The following is a 19,008-nucleotide window of genomic DNA, read 5'->3' as shown; positions in this document are numbered from 1 at the left end:
ATATTCCCCACCCGTTTTCCCCACTTTTCGGGCCTCCATGGTTTGCCCCGAAAGTGGGGAAAACCGATTGGGGATTACAACGGCGCATCCATCGCCAGGCCCTGCAGACGCCGGTACTGACGCAACACATTCGGCACATAGCGCTGGGTTTCGGCGAACGGCGGAATCACCCGGCCACGGCTGAGCACCGCGTCGGGGCCGGCGTTGTAGGCCGCCACGGCAAGGGCGATGTCGTTGTCGAACAGAGTCATCAGGCGCTTGAGGTATTTGGCCCCGCCCTGGATGTTGGCCTTGGGGTCGTAGACGTCGGTCACCCCCAGCTCCCGTGCGGTGTCGGGCATCAACTGCATCAGCCCGCCCGCACCTTTGGGCGAGGTGGCGCCGGGGTTGTAGCGGGATTCGGCGTTGATCACCGCGTGCAGCAACGCCTCGGGTAATTGATTGACCTTGGCTGCCGCTGAGACCAGTTCCGCGTAGGGCTGGTTAGCGATCATTTGCGGCTGTTGATCGAGGCTGGCCACAGGCAATTCAGCCTCGTGGATTACCCGTTCGTAGGTACGTCCGGGCCGGTGAACGTTGGACAGTACATAGCTGCCCTTGGCGTCCACCGAGATGAACACATCGGCCTGCGCGGCGCCGCTGAGCAGCACACAACCGAGCAATCCGCTGGCGAGAAATTTCATGTCGGGCCTCCCCGGATCGACCCCGATAAATTGGGGGAAATGCCCCAATGGCCGATCACGTTTGAGCCATACGCAAGCACTGTGCCGACTCTTGAAATGCCCGGTTTTCAAGGGTTACAGCCAATCAGGTGATTTTCAGTGGGGGCTGAGCATGGCAATTGCATAAGCCCTTCTGGCGACACGGCTGCCACTCACGGGAGGTCATCATGAAGCTGCAATTTCGTCCGCGTGGCCAACGCGGTTTTACCCTGCTCGAATTGCTCGTGGTGCTGGTGGTGCTCGGCCTGTTGGCCGGGATCGTCGCGCCGAAATACTTCGCCCAACTCGGTCGCTCCGAAGTGAAAGTGGCCAAGGCGCAGATCGAAGGGTTGAGCAAGGCGCTGGATATCTATCGACTGGAGGTCGGTCACTACCCGTCCACCGAACAGGGCTTGCAGGCCTTGGTCACCGCACCGAGTGACGAGGCGAAATGGACCGGCCCGTACTTGCAGAAAAAGCTGCCGCAGGATCCGTGGGGGCGTAACTACGCCTACCGCTATCCCGGCGAAAACAGCGAGTACGACTTGCTGTCGATGGGCAAGGACGGCCAGCCCGGTGGCGAAGGCGAAAACGCTGAAGTAACCAATTGGCAGTGAGCGGAGCGCGGCCCATGCGATTTCATGTGAAAGCGGTCGGCAAGGCGGGCGTGGTGTCCTTGAGTGTGGAGGCGCCGGGTGACAGCGAGGCGCGGCGCATTGCCGAGGATCAGGGTCTGCGTGTGCTCAGTTCGCACGCCGACAAGCATTGGCGTTCGCTGAAACTGCGCCAGCGCGAGACCTTCAATCTGGTGTTGTTCAGCCAAGAGCTGACCACGCTGCTCAATGCCGGCCTGCCGTTGATCGATGCGCTGGAAAGCCTCGCCGAAAAAGAAACCGCCCCCGCCGCCCGGAAAACCTTGAGTGAACTGGTGCGCCTGCTTTATGAGGGCAAATCCTTCTCGCAGGCGTTGGGCCAGTTGTCGGCGGTGTTCCCGCCGCTGTACGTGGCGCTGGTGCAATCCAGCGAAAAGACCGGCGCGGTCGGCGATGCGCTGGGGCGCTACGTCAGTTATCGCCAGCGCATGGACGAGGTGCGCCAGAAGATCATCAGCGCCTCGATCTACCCGATGCTGTTGCTGATAGTCGGCGGTGGCGTGGTGCTGTTTTTGATGGGCTATGTGGTGCCGCGCTTCAGTCTGGTGTTTGAAGGCTTGGGCAATAACCTGCCGTGGCTGTCGCAGGTGTTGATGAGTAGCGGCATGTTTTTGCATGCGCATCAGGCGGAATTCTTCGGTGCATTGGCAGCAATTGTCATCGCCCTCGCCGTGCTGCAAAAGCAACCGGCGTTTCGCCGTGGGCTGGATCGGCTGGTGGAGAAACTGCCGGCCGTGCATCAGCGGATTTTCATGTATGAGCTGGCGCGCTTTTATCGGTCGCTGGGGATTCTGTTGCAAGGCGGGATTCCGCTGGTGACCGCCATGAGCATGGTGCGCGGCTTGCTCACCGTGGCTTCGCGGGTGCGGCTCGATCAGGCCTGCGAGCGCGTGCGCGAGGGGCAATCGCTGTCTACCGCGCTGGAACTCAATCACTTGGTGACGCCGGTCTCGCTACGACTGCTGCGCGCTGGCGAACAGTCCGGCAACCTCGGGCAGATGATGGAACGCAGCGCCGATTTCTACGACGAGGAAATCAGCCGCTGGCTGGAGTGGTTCGTGAAGTTGTTCGAGCCGCTGCTGATGACGTTTATCGGCCTGCTGATCGGGGTCATCGTGATCCTGATGTACATCCCGATTTTCGAACTGGCTTCGAGTATTCACTGACTCCGGGAACGGGTCCGCCCCCTGCAACAACGCACTTTTACGTTCCCAAACAAAACCACAAAGACGGAGAACGATATGCACATTAAAAAGCTCGTGCTCGCAATGGCCATCGGCGCAGTTCTGTCGGCGTCCATCGTGCTGATTCCAGATAGCCTTTCCGGCATTTCCAGTGTTCAGGCCAAGGAAGGTGGCAGTGGTGGTGGAGGGAGTGGCGGCGGTGGACATGGCGGAGGGGGCGGCGGTAACGGTGGAGGAAATGGCGGCGGGCATGGTGGTAGTGGTGGAGGCGGCGGAAGTGGCGGTGGCGGTGGCGGTGGCGGTGGCGGTGGCGGCAATGGTGGTGGACACGGCGGCAGTGGCAATGGCGGAAGTGGCCACGGTGACGGCGGCAGTGGTCACAGCGGCGGCGGCCAGGGCTCCGGACACGCCGGCAACTCCGCCTCCTCAGGACGCAACGGCACCCACGCCGAACCAGGCGATGACCGCGGCGTGCACCGGGCAGGCGAAGTCGGCGACGACCATGGCGTCCATCGCGCGGGTGAAGTCGGTGACGACCGGGGCCTGCATGCAGCTGGCGAACCGGGGGATGATCGTGGCGTACATGTCGGCGGCGAGCCGGGCGATGACAAGCGCGCCAACTGATCCATCCTGAAACACCGCAACCCTTGTGGGAGCTGGCTTGCCAGCGATGAGGCCCGATCAGGCAACGCTGTATTGCCTGACACACCGCCATCGCTGGCAAGCCAGCTCCCACAGGGTTTTTTGGTGTGCAAACAATCAGCAGACAACCACCATCAACTGTGGGAGCGAGCCTGCTCGCGAAGGCTGGGGGTCAGCCAATATTGTTTTGACTGACACACCGCTTTCGCGAGCAGGCTCGCTACCACAAGGGTTTTGCAGGGATTGAAAATCTACTGTAAGGCTCAGAGGGCGACGTGGCTCTCGTTCAGGCGTTCGCGCAAGAACTCGACCAGCGCCTGAACCGGCCTTGAGGCCTGGCGATGCTGTGGGTAAACGGCTGAAAGTGTCAGCGGTTCCGGGCGCAAATCATCCAGCACCGGCACCAACCGGCCGTCTTTCAACGCCGCGCCGACAATGAACGTCGGCAGATAAGTAATGCCCATCCCCTGCACCGCCGCATCCCTGAGCAACTCGCCGTTGTTAACGCGCATGCGCCCGGTGACATTGACCAACAACGGCTTGCCCTGCCCCGCGTTGAAGCGCCACTGCACCGAACGACTATGCCCGTACGGCAAACAGTCATGGCTATGCAGGTCTTCCGGCTCGAGGGGCGTGCCACGTTCAGCCAGATACGCCGGGCTGGCGCAGTACACCCGTTCGATGGAGGCGATGCGCCGGGCAATCAGCGTCGAGTCTTCGAGCACGCCAATGCGCAACGCCAAGTCGTAACCCTCGCCGAGCAAATCCACCGGCCGATCACTCAGATCGACCTCCACCGTGACCTCGCGATAGCGCTGCAAAAACATCGGCAGCAGGCAACCCAGATGCGCCACGGCAAACGACAGCGGCGCACTCAAGCGAATCGTCCCGCGCGGCTCGGCAGTCTGCCCGGCGATGCCCTGCTCCACCTGTTCGACTTCACCGAGCAGGCGCAACGCCGATTCGTAATAACTCTGCCCCAGCGGCGTGACATCCAGACGCCGCGTCGAGCGGTTCAACAAGCGTACGCCGAGACGCTCCTCCAACTGCATCAAGCGCCGGCTGACGAACTGCTTGGACAGGCCCAATTGATCAGCCGCCGACGTGAAGCTGCCGGAGTCCATGACTTGGCAAAAAATACGCATGTCTTCGAACGGGTTCATTGTCACTCTCTGGTAGACAGTTAAACGCTTTATAGCCGCTTTTTCACTTTCAAGCAGCTCATTAATCTGTGCTCACGGTGTTGCTGAGGCCTGAAGCCCAGCGCCACAGCAGCCCGCAACCCAGGCATAAAAATTCAAGAACATTCAAAAGGATTTCCACCATGAACCTCGTCAAGAAAACCCTCACCGCGTCCCTCCTCGCCCTGTCCATCGGCAACGCCTTCGCCGCCGAAAGCAGCGGTGTCGAACACAACACCCAGGCCTTCCTCAACGCCCTCGCCGCTGGTGGTGGCAAACCGCTGGAGCAACTGAGCCCGAAAGACGCCCGTGCGGTGCTGACCGGTGCGCAGGCTTCGGTAAAAGTGGATCTGTCGGGTATTGAAGTCAGCGACAAGGCGATCAAGGCCGATGGCCAGACCATCAACCTGAAAGTGGTGCGGCCAGCCAAGGTCAAAGGCGAGTTGCCGGTGTTCATGTTCTTCCACGGTGGCGGCTGGGTGCTTGGCGATTACCCGACGCACCAGCGCCTGATTCGCGACTTGGTGGTGGGCTCGGACGCCGTCGCGGTGTACGTCGACTACACGCCGTCGCCGGAAGCGCAGTACCCGACCGCGATCAACCAGGCCTACGCCGCGACGAAATGGGTGGCTGAGCACGGCAAGGAGATCGGTGTCGACGGCAAGCGCCTGGCAGTAGCGGGCAACAGCGTCGGCGGCAACATGGCGGCGGTTGTGGCGTTGATGGCCAAGGAACAAAAAGCCCCGGCGCTGCGCTTCCAGCTGCTGATGTGGCCGGTGACCAACGCACAGTTCGACGACGGTTCGTACCAGCAATTCGCCGAGGGTCACTTCCTCACCAAAGGCATGATGCAGTGGTTCTGGGACAACTACACCACCAACCCGGCCGAGCGTGCGCAGATCCATGCCTCGCCGCTGAATGCCAGCGCCGAACAGCTCAAGGGCTTGCCAGCCGCATTGGTGCAGACCGCCGAGTTCGACGTACTGCGTGACGAAGGTGAAGGCTATGCGCGGCACCTGGATGCGGCCGGTGTAGCGGTGACCTCGGTGCGCTACAACGGGATGATTCATGACTTCGGTTTGCTTAATCCGCTGAGTCAGATTCCGGAAGTGAAAGCGGCAGTGCGTCAGGCGGCGGCTGAGCTGAAGACTCATCTGAATCCTTAACAGCAAAAGATCGCAGCCTGCGGCAGCTCCTACTTTGGAATGCAATTTTCTGTAGGAGCTGCCGCAGGCTGCGATCTTTTTATTGGCAGACACTGCGGAGCACCGGCCATGACCTTTTTCTACACCCACCTGCTGTCCTTCAGCGCCGCTTTGCTGCTGCTCGACGCGGTGCTCTGGCACTTCTCGCCCTTCACCCATCGCGCCCCGAGAGTCGGTGTGCGCCTGGTGCTGTTCCTGGCGTTCACGGCGCTGGTGATCAACGCCGGCGTCAGTCCGTTGCAAGCACCACAATTCACCGATGACCGCGTGGCGCAACTGGGTGCGACGGCGTTGGGGATTCTCTGGTGGCTGTACGCTGCGCGGGTGCTGACCGAAGTCATCGGCCTGGCGCTGATGCGCCGCATCGGCCACAGCGGCCGTTTGCTGCAAGACGTGATTGGCGCATTGGTCTTTCTGGTCGCCACCGTTGCCGCGGCCGGTTATGTGCTGGAGCTGCCGGTAAAAGGCTTGCTGGCAACCTCCGGCGTGGTCGCCATCGTTGTCGGTCTGGCGCTGCAAAGCACCTTGGCCGATGTGTTTTCCGGGATCGTGCTCAACACCACCAAGCCGTATCAGGTGGATGATTTCGTGGTGATCGACGGCGTCGAAGGCAAAGTCTTCGACATCGACTGGCGCGCCACGCACCTGCTGACCAGCGCCGGGACCATGGCCGTGGTGCCGAACTCGGTGGCGGCCAAGGCGAAAATCGTCAACCTCAGCCGCCCGAACAACATGCATGGCGTGTCGATCAGCATTCAGGTGCCGAATCACATTCGCCCGCGCCGGGTATTGGATGCGCTTGATCGCACCTTGCAGGGCAGCAGTTCTCTGTTGCTGACGCCAGCGCCGAAAGCCGTGCTGAAAGAGGCCGGTGAAACCATGTCGGAATACGTCGCCAGCGGTTTCATCGCCGAGCTTGGCAAGAAAAGCGAAGTGCGCAATCAATTGTTCGACCTCGCCCATCGGCATCTCGAAGCAGCAGGTATTTCGCGGCATCCGGACGGTGTGATTGAGCCGTCGACCCGTGCCCGAGCGCTGCTCGATGAGGTGAAAATCTTCCGCTCGCTGAGCAGTGAAGAGCGTGATCGGCTGGCGGAATCGATGGTCGCGCAGCAGTACACGGCGGGCCAAGTGGTGCTGGATCTGGATGAGGTGCCGGACAGTCTGTTTGTGATTGCCACCGGGGTGGTCAGTGCGACCGTGGCGGACGGCGACAGCAAGGTTGAGGCCGGGCGGATGGGGCCGAGCGAGGTCATGGGTGAACAGAGCATTCTGGCGGATACACCGTCGCAGGCGACGTTCACGGCGTTGACGTCGAGCATCATTTATCGGCTCGACAAGAGCCTGACTCGTGAGTGCATGGAGCAGCGCACGGAAGTGGGTCGGGCGTTGAATAAATTGCAGGCGGTGCGGCAGCAGAACAGTCGCCTCGCGTTGATGGGCAAACCGGTGGCGGTGAGGAAAGGTGGGTTTCTCGCTTGGTTGCAGAAGCGTTGAAGCGACAGGATCAAGATCAAAAGCCTCCCCCCTCACCCCAGCCCTCTCCCCCAGGGGGGCGAGGGGGAAAGGGAGCCGATCTCCGTTTGCTTCAAGTACGGAGTTCGACTCGATTCCCGTCGGTGCATATCCCGAAAAATATCCCTCGGTCAGCCCCTCTCCCCAAGACCTCGAAGGGAAAGGGAGCCGATCTTCAAGCTGTTCAAAACTGAAGTTCGGCTCGGTATCGCACGTCGGCGTACCTCGAAAGAACCCCTCGGTCAGTCCCCTCTCCCTCCGGGAGAGGGCTAGGGTGAGGGGCTTTTCAGGATCAGCCGATTACTTGGCAGTGAACTTGGTATAGCTATTGATCAGGTTGCGATAGTTAGGCAGACGCTCCGACAGCAGATGCGCCAGACCTTCCATATCGTTGCGCCAGTCACCCTGCAGCTCGCACGCCACCGAGAACCAGTTCAGCAAGTGGGCACCCGCTGCCGACATCCGCGCCCACGCCGCTTGTTGCACGGTGGTGTTGAAAGTGCCGGACGAGTCGGTCACCACAAACACTTCGTAGCCTTCAGCAATCGCCGACAAGGTCGGGAACGCCACGCAAACGTCAGTCACCACACCGGCGATGATCAGTTGCTTGCGACCGGTTGCCTTGATCGCTTTGACGAAATCTTCGTTGTCCCACGCATTGATCTGCCCCGGGCGCTGAATGAACGGCGCATCCGGAAACTGCTCGCGCAATTCAGGCACGATCGGACCATTGGGACCTGCGTCAAAACTGGTGGTGAGGATGGTCGGCAGCTTGAAGAACTTGGCGATGTCGCCCAGCGCCAGCACGTTGTTCTTGAATTCGTTCGGAGTGAAATCCTGGACCAGCGAGATCAGACCGGTCTGGTGATCGACCAGCAATACAACCGCATCATCTTTGTTCAGACGTGTGTAAGGAACGCTCATGGGAAAACTCCTGATGGACGGATGGATGAAGCGTTGAGCGCCGACCGGATGGCCGGCGCTTCAGGGGAAATCAGAAAGCGAAGCAGGAACAGCCGAACGCGCCCCAGAAACCGGCGAAGTCGCTGACCGGTGCGTTCGACATCCGCGCCTTTTCATGGCTGTGGGTGTGCACCGCACACGGCCCGCTGCACTGATGAACCTGCGCCTGCAACGGCGAATTTTGCCGCCAGTGGCCCGGGACTTTCACCACCGGCGACCAGTCCGGCAGCACCGGAATCGAGCGCGGGCCGAGGTCTTCGAAGTCGCCGGCGGCGTAAACGATCTTGCCGCCGACCACGGTCAGTACCGACTCGATCCACTTGATCGCTTCTTCTTCGACATGGAAGAAGTCCGCGCTCAGCGCCGCCAGATCCGCCAGTTGCCCGACCTTGATCTGGCCCTTCTTGCCCTGCTCCGAGGAGAACCAGGCACTGCCATGGGTGAACAGTTCCAGTGCGGTGGTGCGTGGCAAACCTTCTTCGTACAAGGCCAGACCGCCGACGGTGCGACCGCTGACCATCCAGTACAGCGAAGTCCACGGGTTGTAGCTGGACACCCGCGTGGCGTCGGTGCCGGCGCCGACCGGTACGCCTTCGGCGAGCATGCGTTTGATCGGTGGCGTCGCTTCGGCGGCTTGTTTGCCGTAACGGTCGACAAAGTATTCGCCCTGGAACGCCATGCGATCCTGAATCGCGATGCCGCCGCCCAGCGCTTTCACCCGTTCAATGTTCTGCGGGGTAATGGTTTCGGCGTGGTCGAAGAACCACGGCAAACCGTTGAACGGGATGTCACGATTGACCTTCTCGAACACGTCGAGCATGCGACTGATCGATTCGTTGTAAGTCGCGTGCAAACGGAACGGCCAGCGCTGCTCGACCAAGTGGCGCACCACTGGCTCCAGCTCTTCTTCCATGGTTTGCGGCAGATCGGGGCGCGGTTCGAGGAAGTCTTCGAAATCGGCTGCCGAGAACACCAGCATTTCCCCGGCGCCGTTGTGGCGCAGGAAGTCGTCGCCCTGATGTAACTTGACGCTGCCGGTCCAGTTCTGGAAATCGCTCAGCTCTTCTTTCGGCTTCTGGGTGAACAGGTTGTAGGCGATGCGCACGGTCAACTGGTCGTCTTTGGCCAGTTGCTCGATCACCTGATAATCGTCCGGGTAGTTCTGGAAACCACCGCCGGCATCGATCGCGCTGGTCAGGCCGAGGCGATTGAGTTCGCGCATGAACTGGCGGGTCGAGTTGACCTGATACTCCAGTGGCAGCTTCGGCCCCTTGGCCAGCGTCGAGTAGAGGATCATCGCGTTAGGCCGCGCGACCAGCATGCCGGTCGGATTGCCGTTGGCATCGCGAACGATCTCGCCACCCGGCGGGTTCGGCGTGTCGCGGGTGTAACCGGCCACACGCAGCGCGGCGCGGTTGAGCAGCGCGCGGTCGTACAGGTGCAGGATGAACACCGGGGTGTCCGGCGCAGCCTGATTGATTTCTTCGAGGGTCGGCATGCGTTTTTCGGCGAACTGGAATTCGTTCCAGCCACCGACTACGCGCACCCATTGCGGGGTCGGCGTGCGGTCGGCCTGATCCTTGAGCATGCGCAGGGCGTCGGCCAACGACGGCACGCCTTCCCAGCGCAGTTCGAGGTTGTAGTTCAAACCGCCACGGATCAGGTGCAAGTGCGAGTCGTTGAGACCCGGAATGACGCAGCGACCGTGCATGTCGACCACTTGCGTGTTCGGCCCACGCAGGGCCATGGCTTGGTTGTCGTTGCCAACGACCACGAAGCGGCCGTCGGTGATCGCCACGGCACTGGCCAGCGGTTTGGTGCGGTCGACGGTATGAAATTGGCCATTGAAGAGAATCAGATCGGCGCTCATCGCAGTTCCTCAAGCAAAGTGAAAAGGAGCAAACCCCGCGCGCTCAGCGTGGCGAGGTCTCTTGGGAATCGAGGTGTTCATGCGCCTGGCTGGCTTCGAGCCACGGCGTAAACAAGCGGGTGACCGGCGGCATCACCACGTACACCACCGACAGAACGATGGTCAGGGTGATCAGGAACGTGGCGATCACGTAGTTGGAAAGAATCGGATGCAGCGCCAGCAGCGGTCCCCAGATCAGCGGCACGAGCAAGGTGTGCGGCAGAATCACCAGCAGCGTGACGACCGCTTGCTTCCAGCGCGGCGGCGGCGAAGCGGCATCGGCCAGTGGTGTAAACCAGAATTCCTTGATCGGCGCGACTTCAGTCTGATCGCCGTCAGCCAGCATCGGCGCCGCTTCGGCGACCAGTGCCTGACGCTGCGGCGACTCCAGCCAGCCTTGCATCGCTTCGGTAGAGCTGAAACGCAGCACGCAAGTGTAAAAATCGAGACGCCCGCGCTTGCCGCGCACCACGTCCACACCCAAATGGCCTTCACGCTGGCTCGCGACGCGGACGATATTGCGCAGCCAGGCCTCATACGCTGACTCGAAACCGGCCTTGACCCGATGCTTGATGATCAGCGTGACCGTCTCATCGGCCCCCGGCGTTTGTGGATTGAGGACTTCAGGCATAACGCAGCACTCCGGGCAAACGAACAGGAATCACCAGCCGACCCGGCCCGACGATCAACACAGTGGTAAACAGGATCAACAGCAACCAGCCGAACTGCCCTTCAGCCACACTCCATTGCGGATGCACGACCAACAGCGCCACCAGCAGCACAAAGAGAATAGGCACGCAGGCCAATCGCGCCAGTAACCCGGCGACGATCAGTAGTGGACAGAGGACTTCGGCGAAGATCGCCAGGATCAAGGTGAGGTGCGATCCAAGGTGGAACGGGTCTTCGATCAGTTGCAGTTGCGCGGTGAAGTCCAGCAGCTTGGGCAAGCCGTGCACCCACAGCAGAAACAACCCGCCGCTAACCCGCAGGAACAGCAAACCGAGGTCCCGCGACCGTTCTTCTCGTTGCGAAGCGTTCATGACCCCACCCTTGAAATGTCATTGGCCTGAATCATGCCAATGACGGGTGGGGGGAAATTGCACGGATGTGCTCAGTTGCGACGACTGTTACACGATGACACTGGCTGAGGTTTTGATTTCAAGGCACTGCTCGGATTGTGTACTCCTGTGTCTGAAATACCGTTGCCGTATCAAAATTTGCAACCTGATCCAGATTGACGCGGAACCGAATGATCAGCTTACTGCCATCCTTCAGCAGCCGTAGATAATTGGCCGAAACAAGCGCGGTGTAACCACTGTTCGTCACCCAGGCCCGATGCACCATGTTAGTGGTGCCCACCCACATCTGCAGATTGTGTGCGCCGGTGTTTCTCTCCCCCTCCAAAAAAAGCCAGATTCGTTGTCCCATAGAAATATGCGGCCATATTCCAAACATCAGACTCGCGCCGGACTGGACATCTTTCAGATCGAGAATGTCAGTGCCGTTGGCCTGAGTGATCACCGGAGCCGCGAGTCGACTCAGCGTAATCGGCAACACGTTGAGACGCAGAGGTTGCGAGGTCTCCAGCGCGGAAGTGCCTCGGGTCCAGGTAACCGTCACCTCCATTATTTTTCCAATGCTGAATGGCACCAACGATACGGGCAAACTGATTCTGATCGGCCTTGTGGTGCCGGCCGCAACCGGCGTGGTGGTGTGCGAACCTGCGGGAGGAGTGCCATCAGCAGCTTTCACCGCCACTGAAACCATATCGCTGGGCTGCACGTCGAGATCCACCAAAGCAGTCAGGGTTGTGACAGCGCTAAGCGGATCGAGGTTGAGGTTATCGGGAGCCTCGGCAATCCTCACCGGCAGGTTTTGCGTCACGACGTTGATTCGCCTTGCATTTGAGGCGCTTCCGCTGCCATCCGCCAACCTCACCGTAAACTCATGCGATCCACCGGTCAGGTCAGCCGCGACGTACTGCCAGATACCGTCAACAACATCGGCCGTGTCGAGCCTGGTCGGGCCATCGAACACAGCCACTGTGTCGCTAGCACTGCCGCTCAGCGTGACAGTGGTGTATCGGGTGTCCGCGCCATCGAGTATGTCTCCATCAAGATCGGTGACTGACGATATCCTCGGCCCACTGGGGGCGCTTGTCAGTACGATGTAGTTCCGATGTGCAAATGGCTGCGCAAGGGATGCATCCTGACTGCCTTGCAGCCCGGCCATGAAGCTCAGCGACAGCACGCTGCGATCATGCAGACGTTGCAGTGGTGCAGCAGAGAAGTTCTGTTCGAAGAAACCGAAGCGGTTGAATTCGTCATCGACCACATTGTCCGGCGCTTGCCAGTACGACGCCTCGAAATCACTGCCATCGGCATGGATGCCTTTGAGCTTCAGCCAGAAGGGATTGCCGCGCCTGCCCAGTAACCACGCATTGATTCGCAAGGTGAACTCGGAAAGGTTACTGACATTCAGCTCACTTCCCTGACCGTCGTTGTCGGCCTGTCGGATAAATGGACGAGGCAGATTCAATTGATTGATGCGTGTGATGTAAAGCGGCAATGGTTGTGAAGCTACAGGCGGTTCAGTGCCACGGTAAACCGTGTAGGTGACGATGACGGTTTGCTCGAAGTTGAAAGCCACCAAGAGGTTGTCAATGTGGGTCTGGAAAGGTCGCGCAAATCGGCCGATCGGTATACGCGGTGATGTGTAGGATCCAGAACCTGGCGTACCCGCCCACGTGATCGTGAGACTGTCTTCTGCCTGCCAGTCGAAGTCGATTTCTACCGTCAGGTTGTACCGAGCGGCCTCTGGATCCAACAAGCCGTCAGGGCGACTTTCTTTGATGGAGAGCGGAGGCAGACTGCTGTTGTTCAGCGCAGGTATTAGCGCGTCCATGTTCACGTCCTTTTTGGCTACCCTTCGGCATGGGCCAATCAGACATCGGAACACGGAGATGCGCCACTGTCAGAACTAACAGGTCTGGCTCTTTTTCAGACGAACGGACGCTCACATCACGGGAATATCCAGCGGCGCCGCCATGAACTGGCTGATCCGTGATCTCAACCATTTTTCCGCCGGATCGTTGTCATGCACCCCACTCCATGCCATCGACAATTGCGCAGCATCAATCGGGAACGGCGGATCTTCGGCGCGCAACGCACAGCCCTCAACCAACGCGCAGGCAGCGTAATCCGGCACGGTGGCGATCATCTCGGTGCCGGCAAGCAAGGCGCGCAGGCCGCTGAATTGCGGCACGCCCAAGACCACGCGGCGGGTACGGCCGACCTTGGCCAGGTCCATGTCGATGTTGCCGCTCAGGTCGCCGGAGAACGACACCATTGCATGCGGGCGCTCGCAGTATTCGTCGAGGGACAGCGGCCCCGGACGGTCGTCGCCGCGCAGGACTTTGCAGGGAATGTCGCGCAGTTTTTTGCGCTTGGCGTTGGCCGGCAACTCCGTGGTGTAACTGACACCGACGGAGATTTCTCCAGAGGCCAACAGTGCCGGCATCAACAAGTAATTTGCGCGGCGCACGACCACGACAATCCCCGGCGCCTCTTGCTGAAGCTGACGTAAAAGCGGCGGAAACAGACCAAACTCGGCGTCGTCCGACAAACCGATGCGGAACACGTCGCAACTGCTCGCCGGTTCGAACTCCTTGGCCCGGCTGACCGCACCAGAGATGACGTCCATCGCCGGTTGCAGCTCTTTGAGAATCGCCAGCGCCCGCGCGGTCGGCTCCATGCCGCGACCATTGCGCAGCAGTAACGGATCATCGAACAGATCGCGCAAACGCCCCAACGCGGCGCTGACGGCCGGTTGCCCCATGAACAGCTTTTCGGCGACGCGGGTCAGGTTCTTTTCGAACATCAGCGCTTCGAAAATCACCAGCAGGTTCATGTCGACGCGACGCAGATCGTTACGGTTCATGGGCACGGATTCCTTATAGCCAGCCAGACGCAAGTGCTACGCACTTTACGCGATGAACCGGACTGTGGGCGCAACTCCAGCATGGAATTAACAACGATTAACTCGTCAGCCGCCCGCCCTCGGCCAACAATGAAACCCTCTGCGCAGCGTTGTTTTTTTGACCTGAGGGGATGCGCCGACGTGCATTCCCCATCGACACGGACTTTGGCCATGGCTCACTTACAGCACAGCGTCGCCCTCGCCCCTGCCAACGAACCACGCAAGACCGGGATCGGCGGACTCAGTCCGCAGCGCGAACGACAGGTCAAACAACTGATCCTAGAACGTCTGGGCGAAAGCCTGGAAGTGACCGAACTGGCCCGCGCCTGTTCACTGTCACGCAGCCATTTTTCCCGCGCCTTCAAATGCAGTACCGGGTTATCGCCGCAGGACTGGATTCGCACCCAGCGCCTCGCGCGAGCCAAGCTGCTGATCCAGCACACCGACCTGAGCCTGACGCAAATCAGCCTGGAATGCGGGTTCTGCGATCAGGCGCATTTCTGCCATATGTTTACCCGCAGCGAGGGCATTAATCCGTTTGCCTGGCGCTGCCAGATCATGCGTGAACCCAAAGCCCAGCGTTCACAACCCGCCATGTTTTGATCGCGGCCCCCGTTGCACTGACGCTCAAACCTGAGGATTATGCCGGGACACCCCGGAATAGAAGGCCTGCGCACGCGCCCGGCCCTACTCCGCTCTGTCCGCCGCAGCACCGCAGGAGTGAGCTGTTGAGTCTTTCCCCGAATCAGGCCCTCGGTTTTGGCCCCTATCGGATTCATCCCGGCCAACGCTTGGTGCTCGAAGGCGAGCAGCCATTGCGCCTGGGCCGACGGGCGATGGACATCCTCCTGATTCTGCTGGCCCATGCCGGCGAAGTGGTGAGCAAGCAACAACTGATGGCTGGGGTCTGGCCGGACAGCGTGGTCGAGGACATCAACCTGCGTGTGCACATGGCGGCACTGCGCAAAGCCCTCGGCGACGGTCAGGCCGGCCAGCGTTACATCATCACCGTGGCGCAACGCGGTTACAGTTTCGTCGCCCCGGTTCTACCGCAATCCATGGAGGAGCGTCCTGTGGGCGATGCTGGCGGTCGGCACAATTTGCCCTTGCGGCGCACGCGCATGATCGGCCGCCAAGCGCTGGTCGATAGCTTGATGACGCAGTTACCGCGCCAACGCTGCATCACCCTGGTCGGCCCCGGCGGGATCGGCAAGACCACGGTGGCCTTGCGCGTGGCCGAGCAGTTGATCGGGCATTACCGCGACGGTATTCGGCTGGTGGACCTGGCACCGCTCAACGATCCACGGCTGATTTGCTCACACCTGGCCGCCCTGCTCGATCTGGCACTCCCCGAAGGCGATCCGCTGGCGGCGCTGGTCAATGGCCTGCAACAGCGACAGATGCTGTTACTGCTCGACAACTGCGAACACCTGATCGATGCCGTCGCGATGCTCAGCGAAAGCATTCTGCGCGGCGCGCCGAAGGTGCATATCCTCGCCACCAGCCGCGAGAGCCTGCGGGCGGAAGGCGAATTCGTGCAGCGTCTCGATTCGCTCGAATACCCATTGATGAACGCGACATTGAATCGTCAGCAAGCGCTGGAATATTCGGCGCTGCAACTGTTCATCGAACGGGCCACGGCCGCGCAGGAAAGCTTTGAACTGAGCGATGCGCAGTTGCCGCAAGCGATCGAAATCTGCCACCGACTCGACGGTATTCCACTGGCGCTGGAGCTGGCGGCAGCGCAGGTCGCCGAACTGGGCCTGGAAGGGTTGCTGAGCCAACTGCAGGGCCGTTTGCCACCGCTGGCAGCGGGTAATCAAAGCAGTCTTGAGCGACACCTTACTCTGCGCGCCACGCTGGATTGGAGTTTCAACCTGCTCGACCCTTGCGAGCAAACCTGCCTGCGCCGTCTGGGCGTGTTTTGCGGTGGTTTTACGTTGGAGTCCGCAGCGGCGGTAATCGTCGGCCAACAAATCGACCCCGGCGTGGTGTTTGTGTCGATCACCCAACTGGTGGCGAAATCCCTGCTGAGCGTCGAAGTCGGTGACGAAGAGGTGTTCTATCGTCTGCTCGACACGACCCGCCGCTATGCACTGGAAAAACTCGAGCACGCCGCCGAATGCGAAGAAACCCGCGAACGCCATGCCGAACGCTGCCTGGCATTGATGCAACAGGCGCAAAGCGATTGGGAAATGACACCGACGGCTTTGTGGATCGAGCGTTACGCCCGAGGGCTGGAAGACCTGCGCGCGGCGCTGGACTGGAGCCTGAACGGTGTCGGCCCGGGTAGTCTGGGAATTCGCCTGACAGCAGCGTCGGCGCCCCTGTGGCAAGAGTTGTCGCTGCTCAAGGAGTATGGCGGCTATGTGCGGCGGGCGCTGAGCCTGCTCGATGAACTCGGCGAACCCTGCCCGCGTCTGAAAATCTCCCTGAAACTGGCCCTCGGCAGTGCCTGTTATCACACGTGGGGAGGCACCCCGGAAACCATCCAGGCGTTCGTTGAGGCTCGCCAGTTGGCCATTGAGCACGACGACGTCGCCGGGCAATTGCGCGCGGTGTCCGGACACATGGCGGTCAACCTCAGTTGCGGACACTACCGCATGGCGCTGGCGCAGAGTGAGCACTTCGATCGCCTCGGCGTGCACGGCGACCCACTGCTGTCATTGAGCACCCACCGTTTACGGGTCCTGGCCCTGCACTATGCCGGCGACCAGCCGCAGGCGCGCATTCATGCCGAGCAGGTGCTGCAGCGCATGGCGCACAGCGGCCACGTCAACCGCTTCACCCACGGTTTTGGTGTGCAGTACGACCAGAGTGTCGCGTCGCTGACGGTGCTGGCGCGGGTGCTATGGATGCAGGGATTGCCGGAGCAAGCGTGGCATTCGGCGCGACTGGCCCTGGATATTGCCGTGCAGATCGACCATGGCACCTCGATTTGTTACACCCTGGCACTGGCCAGTTGCCTGATCGCTCATTACAACGGCGATCAGCAGAACGCCCGGGCGCTGTTGCAACTGCTGCTGGAACAATCGCAGAAGCATTCGGTGCTGCTGTTCAACACGTGGGCGCGACATTACGCGCAGGTGATCGACACGCAACCCAGCACGCCCGTGCCGAAGGACAGCAGTGGGCTGATTCGTGAAATCATGGTGACGCTGGATGACCGCTTTGTGGATGACGCACTGTTTGAGCGAGCGCTGAGTGGTGATGCGGGATGGAGCACGGCGGAGATTTTGCGGGCTCGGGCTGCTGCGTTATTGAAAGACGATCCGGATTGCCTGGACGGGGCCCTTCGCGAGCAAGCTCGCTCCCTCAGGAATTTTGGGTGTACTCAGAACCCATGTGGGAGCGAGCCTGCTCGCGAAGAGGCCCTCAAGGAAGCCGAAGCACTCCTGCAACAATCGCTGACCATCGCCCGCAGCCAAGGCGCGCTCGCCTGGGAACTGCGCAGTGCCACCTCACTGGCGCAACTCTGGCGGCGCCAATCGCGCTGCCAAGAGGCGCTGGATTTGCTCACGCCGATCTATCAGCGCTTCACCGAAGGCTACGCGACTCCGGACTTGCGCAAGGTACGCTTGCTCATTGACGAACTACGCGAGCACAGGCACGCCTGAGGCCCGGCGTATCCGGTTGATATAGAGCGTATGCCGGCGCTCAAGATCAATCCCTTCACCGCAACGCTCCAGTTGCTTGCGCGCATAGCAGCGAGTGGTGTGGAGCATTCGGTATCGGCCTGCACTGCCGCCTCGTTCCACCACCAGCAATGACTTGCACGTCAGGCCTTCAATGATCGCGGCAAGCCGCGACGACGCGAGTTGCGGGCAACTGATCACCGCCAGTGCCGCCTCCAGGGTAAACGCCATTTTGAACACCGATAAACGCTGCAGCGCGCGTTGCTCCTGCTCGCTCAAGCGTTGATAGCTCCAGTCGAGTGCCGCCTGCATCGACTGGTGCCGCGGCACCGCCGTGCGCCGGCCATGGCTGAGCACATGCAGGCCATTGCTCATTTGCGCCTGTAAGCCGACCAATGCCAAGGCATCGATCTGCGCCGCCGCCAGTTCGATCGCCAGCGGTAAACCGTCGAGTTGGCGACATATCTGAAGGACGGCTTTGACATCCTGTTCACGCAAGCAGAAATCATGCTGTCGCGCCCGAGCGCGGCTGACAAACAATTGCACCGCAGAATGGCCCATGGCTTCAGTGATGCAATCGCCTGCGGAACGTTTCGGCAGGGTCAGCGGTGGCACGCCCTGAAGGGTTTCCAGACCGACCTGCAAGGCCTCGCGGCTGGTGGCGAGAATCGACAGCCGGGGAGCGGCCTCAAGCAACGTTTCAACCGCTGCCCGGCAAGCGGCGAGACGGTGGTCACAGTTATCCAGCAGCAGCAACGCATGGCGAGTGGACAGTCCGGGCAAATCGCTTTCGAGGGTGCCCAGCACCTGATCGAGCAGCGGTGTGTCATCGTCGGTCAAGCTCAGATCAATCTGCCACACGCCGTCTCTGTAGTACTGCAACAGCAGTCCCGCGACCCGCAACGCGACAGTGGATTTACCCACACCAGCCGCGCCCGTGACGGTCATCAGCCGACACAGCGGCATTTGCCGCACCAGCCCGCCGACCAGCGAGTCGCGCCCGGCGACCGGTGTCAATCGCGCCGGCAGATTATGTTCGGGCGTTTGCAGACCCTCGAAGACCACTTGCGCGACGCTGTCGCAGCGCACCGGGGCGATAAAACTGTATCCGCATTGCGGCACATTAACGATGTAGCGCTGACCGTTTTCGCCGTCACCCAAGGCACGCCTGAGCGCGGCGATGTGCACGCGCAGGTTGATCTCCTCGACCACCGACGTTGGCCAAACCAGGGCAATCAATTGCTCCTTCCTGACCACTCGCCCGGCACGCTCGACCAGCACTTGCAAAATATCCAGCGCACGACCACCCATGCGCAAAGGCCGATCTCCGTCGAGTATCAGCCGTTGGCGCAGGTGGAAGGCGTAGGGGCCGAAATGCAGCACCGACGCCGTGTTCAAATCGATGAGGCTATCCATGCCAACTATATTGGCAGCCTCAGATG

At 60.8% G+C, this 19,008-nt stretch carries 16 protein-coding genes; 7 read left to right on the top strand and 9 right to left on the bottom strand.

All coding sequences use genetic code 11. The annotated features are described in order from the left end of the window. Positions 1 to 74 precede the first annotated feature (74 nt). Positions 75 to 683 (bottom strand): lytic transglycosylase domain-containing protein, encoded by a 609-nt coding sequence (locus LOY43_RS10275; protein WP_095047584.1) that lies wholly within the window; start codon positions 681 to 683, stop codon positions 75 to 77. 206 nt (positions 684 to 889) lie between these two features. On the opposite strand from LOY43_RS10275, the gene gspG reads away from it, so the two are divergent. The 3 genes from gspG to LOY43_RS10260 all read left to right on the top strand — a co-directional run bounded on the left by gspG (position 890) and on the right by LOY43_RS10260 (position 3,162). Beyond that, entirely contained in the window at positions 890 to 1,318 is a 429-nt protein-coding gene (gene gspG / locus LOY43_RS10270; protein WP_007913548.1) for a type II secretion system major pseudopilin GspG, read from the top strand. A 14-nt stretch (positions 1,319 to 1,332) separates the two neighbouring features. Further along, positions 1,333 to 2,520: a type II secretion system F family protein gene (locus LOY43_RS10265; protein ID WP_258709550.1), complete on the top strand. Its 1,188-nt coding sequence runs from the start codon at positions 1,333 to 1,335 to the stop codon at positions 2,518 to 2,520. A gap of 75 nt (positions 2,521 to 2,595) precedes the next feature. After that, positions 2,596 to 3,162, top strand: coding sequence for a hypothetical protein (locus tag LOY43_RS10260; protein ID WP_258709549.1), 567 nt, complete (start codon positions 2,596 to 2,598; stop codon positions 3,160 to 3,162). Positions 3,163 to 3,443: 281 nt separating this feature from the next. On the opposite strand, the gene LOY43_RS10255 is transcribed toward LOY43_RS10260, so the two are convergent. Next, positions 3,444 to 4,343 (bottom strand): LysR family transcriptional regulator, encoded by a 900-nt coding sequence (locus LOY43_RS10255; RefSeq protein WP_064392600.1) that lies wholly within the window; start codon positions 4,341 to 4,343, stop codon positions 3,444 to 3,446. A 161-nt stretch (positions 4,344 to 4,504) separates the two neighbouring features. Between LOY43_RS10255 and LOY43_RS10250 the strand changes: the two genes are divergently transcribed. Together LOY43_RS10250 and LOY43_RS10245 are read left to right on the top strand one after the other, a co-directional pair. Next, positions 4,505 to 5,527 carry an alpha/beta hydrolase gene (locus LOY43_RS10250; RefSeq protein WP_258709548.1) on the top strand — a complete coding sequence of 341 codons (1,023 nt, stop codon included), beginning with the start codon at positions 4,505 to 4,507 and terminating at the stop codon, positions 5,525 to 5,527. A 108-nt stretch (positions 5,528 to 5,635) separates the two neighbouring features. Continuing rightward, positions 5,636 to 7,063 (top strand): mechanosensitive ion channel family protein, encoded by a 1,428-nt coding sequence (locus LOY43_RS10245; protein WP_258709547.1) that lies wholly within the window; start codon positions 5,636 to 5,638, stop codon positions 7,061 to 7,063. Between the two features lie 318 nt (positions 7,064 to 7,381). Here the strand turns inward: LOY43_RS10245 and ycaC are convergent, their stop codons facing one another. The 6 genes from ycaC to LOY43_RS10215 form a co-directional block, all read right to left on the bottom strand. After that, a complete protein-coding gene (gene ycaC / locus LOY43_RS10240) occupies positions 7,382 to 8,005 on the bottom strand; it encodes an isochorismate family cysteine hydrolase YcaC (protein WP_007913541.1) in 624 nt (207 codons plus the stop codon). 70 nt (positions 8,006 to 8,075) lie between these two features. Next, positions 8,076 to 9,914 (bottom strand): amidohydrolase, encoded by a 1,839-nt coding sequence (locus tag LOY43_RS10235; RefSeq protein WP_258709546.1) that lies wholly within the window; start codon positions 9,912 to 9,914, stop codon positions 8,076 to 8,078. Between the two features lie 43 nt (positions 9,915 to 9,957). Further along, the gene (locus LOY43_RS10230) at positions 9,958 to 10,584 is read right to left on the bottom strand and encodes an antibiotic biosynthesis monooxygenase (RefSeq protein ID WP_258709545.1); all 627 of its coding nucleotides are present in this window, start codon (positions 10,582 to 10,584) and stop codon (positions 9,958 to 9,960) included. Beyond that, complete coding sequence (locus tag LOY43_RS10225) at positions 10,577 to 10,993, bottom strand: DoxX family protein (RefSeq protein WP_220558517.1); 417 nt, start codon at positions 10,991 to 10,993, stop codon at positions 10,577 to 10,579. Before LOY43_RS10225 ends, LOY43_RS10230 begins: the two co-directional genes overlap by 8 nt. 118 nt (positions 10,994 to 11,111) lie before the next feature. After that, positions 11,112 to 12,857: a hypothetical protein gene (locus tag LOY43_RS10220; RefSeq protein ID WP_258709544.1), complete on the bottom strand. Its 1,746-nt coding sequence runs from the start codon at positions 12,855 to 12,857 to the stop codon at positions 11,112 to 11,114. Between the two features lie 111 nt (positions 12,858 to 12,968). Then, positions 12,969 to 13,892 carry a LysR family transcriptional regulator gene (locus tag LOY43_RS10215; protein ID WP_095047593.1) on the bottom strand — a complete coding sequence of 308 codons (924 nt, stop codon included), beginning with the start codon at positions 13,890 to 13,892 and terminating at the stop codon, positions 12,969 to 12,971. 210 nt (positions 13,893 to 14,102) lie between these two features. Here LOY43_RS10215 and LOY43_RS10210 point away from each other — a divergent pair, with 210 nt between their 5' ends. After that, on the top strand, positions 14,103 to 14,534 hold the full coding sequence (locus tag LOY43_RS10210; RefSeq protein WP_095124796.1) for a helix-turn-helix domain-containing protein: 432 nt from the start codon (positions 14,103 to 14,105) through the stop codon (positions 14,532 to 14,534). A 125-nt stretch (positions 14,535 to 14,659) separates the two neighbouring features. Further along, positions 14,660 to 17,548 carry a helix-turn-helix transcriptional regulator gene (locus tag LOY43_RS10205; protein WP_258709543.1) on the top strand — a complete coding sequence of 963 codons (2,889 nt, stop codon included), beginning with the start codon at positions 14,660 to 14,662 and terminating at the stop codon, positions 17,546 to 17,548. Here LOY43_RS10205 and LOY43_RS10200 read toward each other — a convergent pair. Beyond that, positions 17,525 to 18,982 (bottom strand): helix-turn-helix transcriptional regulator, encoded by a 1,458-nt coding sequence (locus LOY43_RS10200; protein WP_258709542.1) that lies wholly within the window; start codon positions 18,980 to 18,982, stop codon positions 17,525 to 17,527. The genes LOY43_RS10205 and LOY43_RS10200 overlap by 24 nt on opposite strands. Positions 18,983 to 19,008: the final 26 nt, after the last annotated feature.

It is taken from the genome of Pseudomonas sp. B21-041 (genome assembly GCF_024748675.1).
In the GTDB taxonomy this organism is placed as follows: Bacteria; Pseudomonadota; Gammaproteobacteria; order Pseudomonadales; family Pseudomonadaceae; genus Aquipseudomonas; species Aquipseudomonas neuropathica.
This window is presented reverse-complemented; position numbering and strand designations above follow the sequence as displayed.

Bases quoted from the DNA above. Each gene is read 5' to 3' on its own strand.
- gspG (WP_007913548.1), top strand. From the start codon at position 890: ATGAAGCTGCAATTTCGTCCGCGTGGCCAACGCGGTTTTACCCTGCTC.
- LOY43_RS10225 (WP_220558517.1), bottom strand. From the start codon at position 10,993: ATGAACGCTTCGCAACGAGAAGAACGGTCGCGGGACCTCGGTTTGCTG.
- LOY43_RS10245 (WP_258709547.1), top strand. From the start codon at position 5,636: ATGACCTTTTTCTACACCCACCTGCTGTCCTTCAGCGCCGCTTTGCTG.
- ycaC (WP_007913541.1), bottom strand. From the start codon at position 8,005: ATGAGCGTTCCTTACACACGTCTGAACAAAGATGATGCGGTTGTATTG.
- LOY43_RS10265 (WP_258709550.1), top strand. From the start codon at position 1,333: ATGCGATTTCATGTGAAAGCGGTCGGCAAGGCGGGCGTGGTGTCCTTG.
- LOY43_RS10210 (WP_095124796.1), top strand. From the start codon at position 14,103: ATGGCTCACTTACAGCACAGCGTCGCCCTCGCCCCTGCCAACGAACCA.
- LOY43_RS10255 (WP_064392600.1), bottom strand. From the start codon at position 4,343: ATGAACCCGTTCGAAGACATGCGTATTTTTTGCCAAGTCATGGACTCC.
- LOY43_RS10250 (WP_258709548.1), top strand. From the start codon at position 4,505: ATGAACCTCGTCAAGAAAACCCTCACCGCGTCCCTCCTCGCCCTGTCC.
- LOY43_RS10230 (WP_258709545.1), bottom strand. From the start codon at position 10,584: ATGCCTGAAGTCCTCAATCCACAAACGCCGGGGGCCGATGAGACGGTC.
- LOY43_RS10220 (WP_258709544.1), bottom strand. From the start codon at position 12,857: ATGGACGCGCTAATACCTGCGCTGAACAACAGCAGTCTGCCTCCGCTC.
- LOY43_RS10215 (WP_095047593.1), bottom strand. From the start codon at position 13,892: ATGAACCGTAACGATCTGCGTCGCGTCGACATGAACCTGCTGGTGATT.
- LOY43_RS10260 (WP_258709549.1), top strand. From the start codon at position 2,596: ATGCACATTAAAAAGCTCGTGCTCGCAATGGCCATCGGCGCAGTTCTG.
- LOY43_RS10235 (WP_258709546.1), bottom strand. From the start codon at position 9,914: ATGAGCGCCGATCTGATTCTCTTCAATGGCCAATTTCATACCGTCGAC.
- LOY43_RS10200 (WP_258709542.1), bottom strand. From the start codon at position 18,982: ATGGATAGCCTCATCGATTTGAACACGGCGTCGGTGCTGCATTTCGGC.
- LOY43_RS10275 (WP_095047584.1), bottom strand. From the start codon at position 683: ATGAAATTTCTCGCCAGCGGATTGCTCGGTTGTGTGCTGCTCAGCGGC.